At 65.9% G+C, this 10521-nt stretch carries 10 protein-coding genes; 5 read left to right on the top strand and 5 right to left on the bottom strand.

What is annotated here, in order from left to right; all coding sequences use genetic code 11:
* Positions 1-199 precede the first annotated feature (199 nt).
* Genes ald through F4Y72_06930 form a run of 3 tightly spaced genes read left to right on the top strand, consistent with a single transcriptional unit; the run spans position 200 to position 2901 of the window.
* The gene (ald, locus tag F4Y72_06920) at positions 200-1321 is read left to right on the top strand and encodes an alanine dehydrogenase (protein MXZ28023.1); all 1122 of its coding nucleotides are present in this window, start codon (positions 200-202) and stop codon (positions 1319-1321) included.
* 31 nt (positions 1322-1352) lie between these two features.
* Entirely contained in the window at positions 1353-1712 is a 360-nt protein-coding gene (locus F4Y72_06925; GenBank protein ID MXZ28024.1) for a hypothetical protein, read from the top strand.
* Positions 1699-2901, top strand: a complete 1203-nt coding sequence (locus F4Y72_06930) for a class I SAM-dependent methyltransferase (protein ID MXZ28025.1) — start codon at positions 1699-1701, stop codon at positions 2899-2901. Before F4Y72_06925 ends, F4Y72_06930 begins: the two co-directional genes overlap by 14 nt.
* Before the next feature lie 147 nt (positions 2902-3048).
* Here F4Y72_06930 and F4Y72_06935 read toward each other — a convergent pair whose 3' ends face one another.
* Positions 3049-5538: a TonB-dependent receptor plug domain-containing protein gene (locus tag F4Y72_06935; protein MXZ28026.1), complete on the bottom strand. Its 2490-nt coding sequence runs from the start codon at positions 5536-5538 to the stop codon at positions 3049-3051.
* 81 nt (positions 5539-5619) lie between these two features.
* Here F4Y72_06935 and F4Y72_06940 point away from each other — a divergent pair, with 81 nt between their 5' ends.
* Together F4Y72_06940 and F4Y72_06945 are read left to right on the top strand one after the other, a co-directional pair.
* Complete coding sequence (locus tag F4Y72_06940) at positions 5620-6702, top strand: aminoglycoside phosphotransferase family protein (GenBank protein MXZ28027.1); 1083 nt, start codon at positions 5620-5622, stop codon at positions 6700-6702.
* Positions 6703-6704: 2 nt separating this feature from the next.
* The gene (locus tag F4Y72_06945) at positions 6705-7700 is read left to right on the top strand and encodes an XdhC family protein (protein MXZ28028.1); all 996 of its coding nucleotides are present in this window, start codon (positions 6705-6707) and stop codon (positions 7698-7700) included.
* Here the strand turns inward: F4Y72_06945 and F4Y72_06950 are convergent.
* The 4 genes from F4Y72_06950 to F4Y72_06965 form a co-directional block, all read right to left on the bottom strand.
* Positions 7676-8335 carry a class I SAM-dependent methyltransferase gene (locus F4Y72_06950; GenBank protein ID MXZ28029.1) on the bottom strand — a complete coding sequence of 220 codons (660 nt, stop codon included), beginning with the start codon at positions 8333-8335 and terminating at the stop codon, positions 7676-7678. The genes F4Y72_06945 and F4Y72_06950 overlap by 25 nt on opposite strands.
* Positions 8332-8871, bottom strand: coding sequence for a gamma carbonic anhydrase family protein (locus tag F4Y72_06955; GenBank protein ID MXZ28030.1), 540 nt, complete (start codon positions 8869-8871; stop codon positions 8332-8334). Before F4Y72_06955 ends, F4Y72_06950 begins: the two co-directional genes overlap by 4 nt.
* Positions 8868-9548 carry a 2,3-diphosphoglycerate-dependent phosphoglycerate mutase gene (gene gpmA / locus F4Y72_06960; protein MXZ28031.1) on the bottom strand — a complete coding sequence of 227 codons (681 nt, stop codon included), beginning with the start codon at positions 9546-9548 and terminating at the stop codon, positions 8868-8870. The genes F4Y72_06955 and gpmA overlap by 4 nt, the downstream gene beginning before the upstream one ends.
* Positions 9549-9568: 20 nt before the next feature.
* The coding region (locus F4Y72_06965; protein MXZ28032.1) for a 2-oxo acid dehydrogenase subunit E2 at positions 9569-10521 on the bottom strand (953 nt) is incomplete at its 5' end.

Raw genomic sequence — 10521 nt, forward strand, 5'->3', positions numbered from 1 at the left:
ACCCCCGCCCGGCCACTAGCTTCCGTTGCGCCAAGACCGGGCGCGCACTGCTAAAGCCCTGCTTTCATCCACCCCTGTTGGAGGAGCGTTGGAGCAAGGATAGCGAGAATCGAGCCAGGATGGCGCCTCCGCAAACAGGGGTGGAAGAAAGCAGGGCGAGGGCACACGCCTCAGTGTGCCGCAGCGTTAGAATGACGGCATGTTGATAGGTGTACCGAAAGAGATCAAGTCCGACGAACATCGGGTGGGCTTGAGCATGAGTAGTGCTCGCGAGTTGATAGAAAACGGACACGAGTTACTGATTGAAACCAGGGCCGGCGCGGGACTCAGGCGCAGCGACGAAGATTACCGAAGCCTGGGCGCGCGAATTGCGGAAAACGCCGAGGAAGTGTTCCGGGAAGCGGAGATGATCGTGAAGGTCAAGGAGCCGCAGCCCGACGAATGCCGGATGCTGCGCGAAGGCCAGGTCCTCTTCACCTACCTGCACCTGGCCCCCGACCCGGACCAGGCGCGGCGGCTGATGGAATCCGGCGTCACGGCAATCGCCTACGAAACGGTCACCGACGCCCACGGCCACCTGCCGCTGCTGGCGCCGATGAGCGAAGTCGCCGGGCGCATGGCCGTGCAGGCCGGCGCGCGCTGCCTGGAAACGGAAATGGGCGGCTGCGGCAAGCTCCTTGGCGGCGTCCCGGGCGTGCTGGCGGCCAACGTCGTGGTGCTGGGCGGCGGCGTGGTCGGCACCAATGCGCTACGCATCGCCGTGGGCATGGAAGCGCGCGTCGTGGTGCTTGACAAGTCGCTGCCGCGGCTGAGGGAGCTGGACCTGCAGTTCGGCCCGCGCCTGAACACCATGTATTCCACCCGCTCGGCGATCGAGGAATACGTCGGACAGGCGGACATGGTGATCGGCGCGGTTCTGGTGCCGGGCGCATCGACGCCGCAACTGGTGAACCGCGAAATGGTGCGGAACATGGCGGCCGGCTCGGTTCTGGTGGACGTGGCCATCGACCAGGGCGGCACCTTCGAGACCAGCCACCCCACCACCCATTCCGACCCCACCTATATCGAAGAGAGCGTGGTGCACTACTGCGTGGCCAACATGCCGGGCGTCGTGCCCCGCACGTCCACCCAGGCGCTGAACAACGCCACGCTGCCGTTCGCGCTGGCGCTGGCGAACAAGGGCTGGCGGCGCGCCATGCACGAGGACGCCGGGCTGATGGCGGGGCTCAACGTTCATGCCGGGCGCGTAACCAACCAGGCGGTCGCCGAGGCGCTGGACCACTCGTTTACTCCGCCGCAAGACGCACTTAATATTCACTGATTACACTACGGTAACGGGAGCGGAACTGCGTATGCCCACCAATACACAAGCCGAAGCACGCCCCAGGCGGGCGCTGGGCAAGCGCCCCGCGTTCTACGGCGACGAGCGCCTGGACATGCTGTTCGCCATGCTGACGACCCTGCTGGGCGAGGTCAGCGTGATCCGCGAGCGCATCGACACGCACGAGCGGCTGCTGGAAAAGGCCGGGCTGTTCGGCAAGGACACCGTGGACGCCTGGCTGCCGGACGCCGAGGCCGAGGCCGAGCGGGCGCCGATCCGGCAGCAGATGATGGGCCGCGTGCTCCGCTACCTCGAAGAAGACATGGAACCCGCAGCGGCCGGCGGCGAACTCGACCGCATTTCAAAGGAGGTTCAACATGGTGATGTTTGAAGCCGAAGGCGTGCGCCAGGAAACCATGCGCAGCGACGTGTATCCGCGTCACGGCATGATGGCCGGCGCCACCCACGACGAACTGGCGGCGCAGAAGTATTTTCTGGGCCTGCGCGCCTATGCCAACGGGCGGCTGATGGCGCAGGCCATCGACGCCTGCAACGAGCAGATCATGCCGGAAATGGGCGAGTGCGACCCCGAGGACGAGAAGGACCGCACGGCCGTGCTGCGCAAATCCGAGGAATTGCCCATTTTCCAGCACTGGGGAGCGCTGCTGCGCACTTCGCAGGAACTGATGTGGGACTACGTGGCCGACACCGTCGACCGGCAACTGGACGATCTGGAAGACAAGTTCCGCGCCATCGACAACCCGCTTGGAAGCCTGACGCTGCACCCGGACCTGCCGAACCCGGAATACCTGACGCTGGTCGATCAGCACATTCAGCCGGGCGGCTATCTGCACGACGCCGGCGGCGACGACGTGCGCGCCGGGGCGATCTACGACCGCGGCGCCGTGCTCTACGGCCTGGGCCGCGCGGGCGGGCTCAACGACGTGCGCGGCCATACGCTGTGCGCATTCATCCAGGACGGCTTCCCCGATGAGCAGCCGAAGCGGATCCTGGACCTGGGCTGCGGCGTGGGCCATGGCACGCTGGCGCTCACCGACCTGTTCCCGGACGCCGAAGTGCATGCCGTCGATATCGGCGGCGCCCTGCTCCGCTACGCCCACGCGCGCGCCGAATCGCTGGGCAAGCCGGTGCATTTCCACCAGCAGGACGCCCGCAACCTGAAGTTCGAGGACGAGAGCTTCGACATGGTCACGTCGGAAATCCTGTTCCACGAGACCTCGCGCACCGGAATGCCGGCCATCCTGAAGGAAGCCTGCCGGGTGCTCAAACCCGGCGGCGCGATGTGCAACCTGGAAGTGCCGCTGCGCTACAAGGGCATGGACATGGGCGGCGTGGTCGTGCGCGACTGGCAGAACTACTACAACGCCGAGCCCTTCTGGGGTTCACTGGGCTGCGTGGACTTCGAGCAGGCGATGAAGGACGCCGGCTTCAGCCGCATCGTGCAGGGATTCCAGCCGCGCACCCTGAACTTCGCCGGCGAACGGGGAACGATGGACAAGGAAGACCCCAGCATGGGAGCGCTCTCCCACTGGGTGGTCTTCGGCGGCTACAAGGAGTAGCGGAAGGGAGCGGCGCTTCGATCACGCCCTGCTTTGCTCCCCCTGCTTCCGGGAGACGCATGAATACATCCCTGTAGCTTGCTCCGGCATCCCTGCCTCCAATACTCCCTGAAGCAGGGGGAGCAAAGCAGGGCTTACGGGCTGCGGTCAGAAGCTGTAGGTAACCCTTAATCCGACTTCGCGTTTGCGCGGCAGGGGCGCAAAGTTCTTGCGGTTGAGCGAGCCGGTGATGCTCGTGGTGCCGCCCGCGGTCGTATGGCTCAGGTCGTTGGTCAGGTTGGTGCCGTACGCCTCGACCGACCAGCACTCGTCGATATCGGCATGCAGCCGGGCATTGAGCTTCCAATGGCCTTCGACGGAGTTCCATTCGAAGTTGTCGATGTAGAACTGCCCCATGTAGATCCCGTCCAGGCGCAGCCAGACGTTGCTGGCGAGACCGGCCATCTGGCCGACCTGGACCGTCGTCGACAGGCTGCCGGTCCATTCCGGCATGTAGCGGGGCCGGTAGCCGACTGACGAGATCTGCTGACCCAGCGACAGCGTGGGCGCGAGAACGGCCGAAGCCACCGAGCCGGCGCCGGCGAAGTCAACGAACTCCACGCTGTTGTAGGCGAACCCACCGGAGAAGTTGAACCACTCGTTGGGCGACACGTCGAACTCGATTTCCATGCCCCTGATCTCCGCATCGCCGAACAGGTTGGCCGCGGTAAAGAACGGCGCCGGACTCAGCTCGAAGAAGGTCTGGTTGTCCCAGTCCATGGCGAACACCGCCACGGCATAGTTAAGCCAGCCGCCCAGTTGCTGTTTCAGGCCCACTTCAAAGGCGGAAAGCGTCTGCTTCGGCGTGAAGAAGCCGAGACCCAATGGGATGCCGGTCCTTTCCGTGTAGTCGCCGGCATTCGTGTCGATGCCCTGCAGATTGCTCTTGGAGAAGTGCGCGTAAAGGTTGGTGTTCTCGGATGGCTGCCAGGAAATGATCAGACGCGGCATGAACGCGCTGTACTTCTGTTCGGCATCCACGATCGCGCCGGGATCGTTCGGGTTCTGGAGAACGGAAACGCCGTCATAGACGATGGTCTGCGTATCGGTGTTCCAGCGTCCTTCCAGAGACAGCGTCCACTGCTCGGTCAACGCATAATCGACAGAACCGAATATTCCGAAATTGTCGCCGTCCTGGAAGTTCAGGTTGTGGGTGGGGCCGAAGGCCTGGAAAGCGGCCCGCTGGTTGTCCTGCGTATAGTAGCTGGCCCCGATCGTCCAGTTCATGCGCTCCCCTGCGGGCGGCGTGTAGCGGGTCTCAATGTAGGTATCGCGCACCCAGCTCGCGATCGAACTCAACCACGCACCGCTCGTGTTTGTGGGCAAGAACGGAGGCAGCACCGCCGGACGCACCGTCGGCGTGCCGAAGTTGTTGTCGTTGATGACCCAGCTTGACGACTCGCCCCGGGCGATCTGGGCGGTGATTACGCCGTCGTTGGCCAGTTGGTATTCGCCGGAAAGATCGATCCTCCAGAGTTCATACACGTTCTCCAGTCCACCCGGAGGCGAAACCATGCTTACGCCTTCCATTTCCGGCGGCAGAGTCGTTACGAAGGACCACGGATTCGAACTCACCGGAAAAGGGAACCCGAACCAGAAGAAAGTCGAAAAAAGCGGCGTGCTGGCGTCGATGTTGCCGACATCGGAAAAGTTCACTGGCGTCGCGTCCCAGTCCGGCATGTTCCCGCAGAACGTGGCCCTGGGAGACTGCGAAAGATCGGTGGTAAAGCTGCCGTCATTCTGGCCGGTGCCCACCGAGCGGAAATTGCCCGTGTAGGTCCGGTTGCAGGAACCCGCCGCTACATGAGCTTCCTGGGACTGCAGTATTCGCGTATCGTCGGAGTCGACATAGAAGCCGGTTACCTGGAAACTCAGCGCGTCGGAAGCCTCGAATGTGGCCGTCCCGGTCACTGCCGTCGTGTTTTCCTCGTTCAGGGGGTCGCCGTTGTCGAACGCCCAGTCCGCGCCCACCCGTTCCTGACTCAGTGCGATTCGCACGCCCACCTTGTCGCTGATCGGCCCGCCGAGGGAGCCGGTGAAGTTGTGGCTGCTCTCGTCCGAAGCGGAATACGACAGGGACACCTTGCCGCTGAACTCGTCGCCCGGCGTGGCCGGGATGTAGTTGACGGCCCCGGCGAAGGTGTTGCGGCCGAAGAACGCCGTTTGCGGACCTTTCAGAATCTCGACCCGTTCCAGGTCCATCAGCGGCAGGATGCCGGCGCCATCGGAAACGTAGGCGCCGTTCCAGAACACCGCGCCGGCGCGGGAAGCCGGAGTGGCTTGCTGCACGCCCAGGCCGCGAAAGCGAATGGCGGGGTTGTAGCGGCCGCCGAACCCGCCGGCGCCGATGGTCTGGAAGACAAAGCCCGGCGTCACCGAGGCGAGCTGCTCCAGCGTGTTCATGCCCAGCGCGTCGAGGTCCTCCTGGCTATAGGCCGATACGGCCACCGGAATCTCCAGCACCGATTCGTCGCGTTTACGCGCCGTGACCACGATTTCCTCGAACTGCTGCGCAGCCACATCCTGAATACCCATCAGGCCGGCGGCGCACACAGCGGCGATGCCGGCGAACCGGCGCAAGCAAACGCGAATTGTCATGTTCTATCCCCCTGGAAGTTGACAATTTCGGTGAATCCCGCAAGAAAACGGGGATTCACCCTCCCCACGCCGGCTCAGTATATGTACATTGTCCGTTCGCGCAAAATTGCCCAGGAGGAAGATCAAGCGATGCCCAGGACCGATTCGTCCGATCTCAGCGAGACTGCTGCCGCCGAGCGAGTGCTCGGCGCATGGGACCTGCGCCCCGATTCGCTGGAGTACATGGACCACGGGCTGATCAACCGCACCTGGCGGGTGCGCGGCGCAAACGGCGCAAGCTATGCGCTGCAGTGCCTGAGCCCCATCCTGGGTCCGGAAATCCACCAGGACATCGAGGCCGTGACGGCGCATATCGCCGCCCGGGGCATGGCCACGCCGCGGCTGGTGGGCGCTTTGGGCGGCGATCTCTACGTGGAACGTGACGACGGCGTGTGGCGCCTGCTCACCTGGCTCGAAGGCGAATTCCACAACCGGCTCGAGAACGCGGCACAGGCCGAGCAGGCCGGCGCGCTTCTTGCCCGCTTTCACATGGCGCTGGTGGATTTTGAAACGCCGTTCGCCAGCAAGCGCCGGCCGATACACGAGCCCGACCGCCGTATCCGGGACCTGGAGCAGGCCATCGCCAGCCACCGCGGCCACCCGCTGCAAGCGGAAGCCGGGAAATTGCAACGCCGCACGCTCGACCTGCTCGCGCAACTGCCGCCCCTGCCCGAGACGCCGCTGCGCGTGGTGCATGGCGACCCCAAGATCAACAACATGCTGTTCTCGCCCGAAGGAGAGGGCCTGGCCATGGTGGACCTGGACTCGCTGGGACGCCTGAGCCTGCCCTACGAACTGGGCGACGCGTTTCGTTCGTGGTGCAATCCCGCCGGTGAGAACAGCGAAGAAACCGGGTTTTCGGTCGAACTGTTCGAGGCGGCCCGCTCCGGCTACCTGGACGTGGCCACTTTCATAACGGATGACGAACGGTCCTGCCTGGTGGACGCGACGCTCTGGATCACGCTGGAACTGACCACCCGCTTCACCGCCGACATCCTCAACGACCGCTACTTTGGCTGGGACCCCGAGCGCTTCGCCTCGCGCGCAGAACACAACCTCGTGCGCGCCCGCGGCCAGCTCCGCCTGGCCGAATCCCTGCTGGCCGTCCGCCCCACCCTGGGTTAGCAATGGCGCTCAAGCACCTGATCGAAACGTTCGCGGCCTGGAAACAGGCCGGCGACCGCCTGGTCCTCGGCACCGTTTACGAAACGGCCGGATCGACCTATTCCAAGTCCGGCGCGCGCGTGCTGATCGACGGCGAAGGCAACTACCAGGGCCTGGTGAGCGGCGGCTGCCTGGAGGGCGACCTGGCCGAGCACGCCGCTGCCGTGCTGGAGTCGGGCGAGCCGCGCTCGGTCTGCTACGACATGCGCGGCGAGCACGACATCCTGTTCGGAACCGGCGTGGGCTGCGACGGGATGCTCAAGGTGCTGCTGCAGCCGCTGTCGCCCGGCGGCGAAGATCCCTGGGCGCCGCTGACGCGGATGGCGGAGTTGGCGATGCGCTCCAAGGCATCGCGCTGCGCGGTCGTGGTGGAGGGCGACGAGGCGCCGGTCGGCGCCACGTTCATGGACGAGGAGGTGCCTGCCGAGCATCCCAATGGCCTGCACACGCTGAAGAACCCGGCGCGCAAGGTGCTGGTGTATCCGCTGGCGCCGATTCCGAGGCTATTGGTGCTGGGCGCCGGCGTGGATGCCGTGCCGCTGGTGGAGTTCGCCGAGCGGCTGGGCTGGCGCGTCACGGTTTGCGACCATCGCCGCTCGTACCTGGAGCGCGGCGATTTTGGCGCGGCCGAGTCCGTGCTGGAGCTAAGGCCCGAGCGCGTCGCCGAACGCGTGGACCTGGATCCCTGGGACGCCTGCGTGGTGATGAGCCACCACCTCGCCTCGGACCGCGCCTACCTGGCCGCGCTCGCCAACCGGCCGATTCCCTGGGTGGGCGTGCTGGGCCCCAGGGCGCGGCGCGAGCGCCTGCTGCGCGAACTGGGCGACGGCGCCGGCGACCTCAAGGACAAGCTGCGCGGCCCGGTCGGCCTCGACATCGGCGCCAACGACCCCGCCTCCATCGCCCTCTCGATCATGGCCGAACTGACCGCGGATTACGCAAACCGGAACCAGAGGTAGGCGACGGAGAGGTCGGGGCCGACGCCGCGGCAGTACTGGCCTTTGTTGTCGCAGGTCTGACCCGTGCAGGTGCGGCAAACGCGGGATTCCTTGCGGTCGAACCGATCCACGGGTGACATTTCAGGCGCCATGAAGGCAATCAGCTGCTCCCTGGTCGAGCGCCTGGGCCCGGCGAACAGCCGGTCGTGATCGCCGCGGCTTTCCCAGTGGACCAGGATGAAGTCGCCGTCCTCCTTGAGCCAGCGGAGGATGCGGCTCTTGTACTCCGGAAGACTTTCCCGAGGCATGTTGTGCATGAGGCCGGAATCGACCAGGAGATCGAACTTTTCGCTGGACTCCCACTCCAGGACGTCGGACAGGATGTATTCCACTTCCACGCCTTCTTTCTCGGCCAGTTCCGTGGACATGGCGATGGCCGGCTCCATGAAGTCGATGCCCTTGACCGTCCAGCCCAGCTTGGCCAGCCCGACGGTATCGACACCCGTTCCGCAGCCCAGGTCCAGGGCGGTGCCCGGCTGCGCGCGCGACTCGTGTACGAAAGGAATGAAGCGCGTGGGCCTGGCATGATGCCAGGCCAGGTTCTCCCGGCTTTTCGCGCCCTTGTAATGGCCCTCGAATTTGGCTTTTTCGTTCATGGCAAGTGCTCCTCCCCAACTATACGGGCTTGAAGCTGGTCGCGGTGTTCGCGGGCGCGAAGCAGGTACACCCCGGAGCCTTCCGCCACCCGGGCGCGCTCGTCGTCGGTGAGTTCGCGCACGGCGCGGGCGGGCACACCCATGATCAGGCTGTCGGACGGATATTCCCGCCCTTCGGGCAGCAGGGCGCCGGCCGCGACCAGGCTGTTGGCGCCGACCCGCGAACCGTTCAGCAGGATTGCGCCCATGCCGATTGTGCAGCCGTCCTCGATCGTGCAACCGTGCAGGATCACGTTGTGCCCCACGGTCACGTCGTCGCCGATGGTGGTCGGAAAGTCATCGTCCGTATGCACCACGGTGCCGTCCTGGATATTGCTGCGCGCGCCGATACGGATCGGCTCGGTATCGCCGCGCAACACGGCGCCGTACCAGACGCTCGAGTCCTCGCCCAGCTCCACGCTGCCGATCACGGCCGCGTCCGGGGCTACGAACAACGCCTTCGAGCGCGGCTTGCGGTCACCCAGATCGTAGATCACTGCCCTTCTCCCACGTAGCGGCGCGGCCGGGCCGCAAAGCCGGGGCCGAATTCGTATAGAAGCGGCGCACCGGTGGGAATCTCCAGCCGCACGATGTCGTCGTCGGAAATATTCTCCAGCAACTTCACCAGCGCCCGCAGGCTGTTGCCGTGCGCGGATACCAGGGTGCAGTGTCCGGCCTCGACATCCGGCGCGATGCGGCTTTCCCAATAGGGCTTGACCCGGACCAGCGTGTCCTTGAGCGACTCGGCGGCCGGCGGCGCGTCAAGACCGGCATAGCGCGGATCGTGACGAGGGTGGCGCGGGTCGTCCGGCGCCAGCACCGGCGGCGGCGTGGCGTAGGAACGCCGCCAGATCTTGACCTGCGCCTCGCCGTGCTTCTCCATGGTTTCGGCCTTGTTCAAACCCTGCAGCGCGCCGTAATGGCGTTCGTTCAGACGCCAGCTTTGATGGACCTTGATGCCGCTTGCGTCAAGCTCCGCCAGCATCAGCGAAAGCGTTCGCACGGCGCGGATCAGCACCGAAGTGTGGGCCACGTCGGGGGCCAGGCCCTCCTGGCGAAGCAGGCGCCCGGCGCGGCAGGCCTCCTCCTCGCCCGCGGGACTCAAGTCAACGTCGGTCCAGCCGGTAAAGCGGTTTTCGCGGTTCCAGAGGCTCTCGCCGTGCCGGCACAGGATCAGCCGGCCATACGAAGGCTTCACGAGGCCAGCGTGAGGTCCGCCACCACCGCGCCCAGGAATCGGGACGCGTCGGCGCCGGCCACGCAGCGGTGATCGAAGGTGAGCGACAGCGGCAGCACGCGCCGGATCGCGATCTCGCCGTTCACGGCCACGACTTCCTCGCGGGCCGCGCCGCTTCCGAGGATGCCCACGGTGGGCGGAACCATCAGCGGCGTGGCGTAGCGCGACGACCCGCCGGCGATGTTCGAGAGCGTGACGGTGTAGCCGCGCACCTCCCCGGGCTTGAGCGTGCGGTCGGCGCCGGCCTTCTTCAGCCGCGCCACTTCGTCGCGCAATTCATCGAGGCTGAGCTTGCCGGCGTTGAAGATGGTGGCCACGATCAGGCCGTGCGGCGTTTCCATGGCCAGGCCCATGTGCACGTCTTCGGACATGGACAGCACGCCGGTCTCGGCGCTGAAGGTGCCGTTAAGCCGCGGTTCGGCGCGGACCCCGGCAACCATCGCGCGGATCAGCCGCGGGGTGAAATCGCGCGGCGACTCCCAGTCGTGGATGTCGGCGTCGTCCATCACCGTGCACAGCGCCACCTCGGTGTGGGAAGCGGTCATGCTGTGGAACATGGCGCGGCGCGGGCCGGAGAGTTTTTCGTCGGTGGCGGAAGCTGGCGTGGGGGACATGTCCCCACTCGCCGGGGAGGATGGGGCCGAGTCGCGGGCGGCTTTGGCGGCGGCGGCGACGTCCTTGGGCGTGATCCGGCCGCCGGGGCCTGAGCCCTCGATCCGCGTCAGGTCCACGCCCAGTTCGCGGGCCAGGGCGCGCACCGAAGGGGCGGCCTTGACGCGTTGTTTTCCGGGCGCCGCGGCGGCGGACCCGGTCGTGTCGCTCATCACCATGGCGCTGGCGGGGAGTTCGCCGACCACGCCGGGGGCTTCGTCCTTGCCGTCGGCCTTGGGGGCGGGGGCGTCCTCTTTCG

The organism is Gammaproteobacteria bacterium (assembly GCA_009838035.1).
GTDB lineage: Bacteria > Pseudomonadota > Gammaproteobacteria > Steroidobacterales > Foliamicaceae > Foliamicus.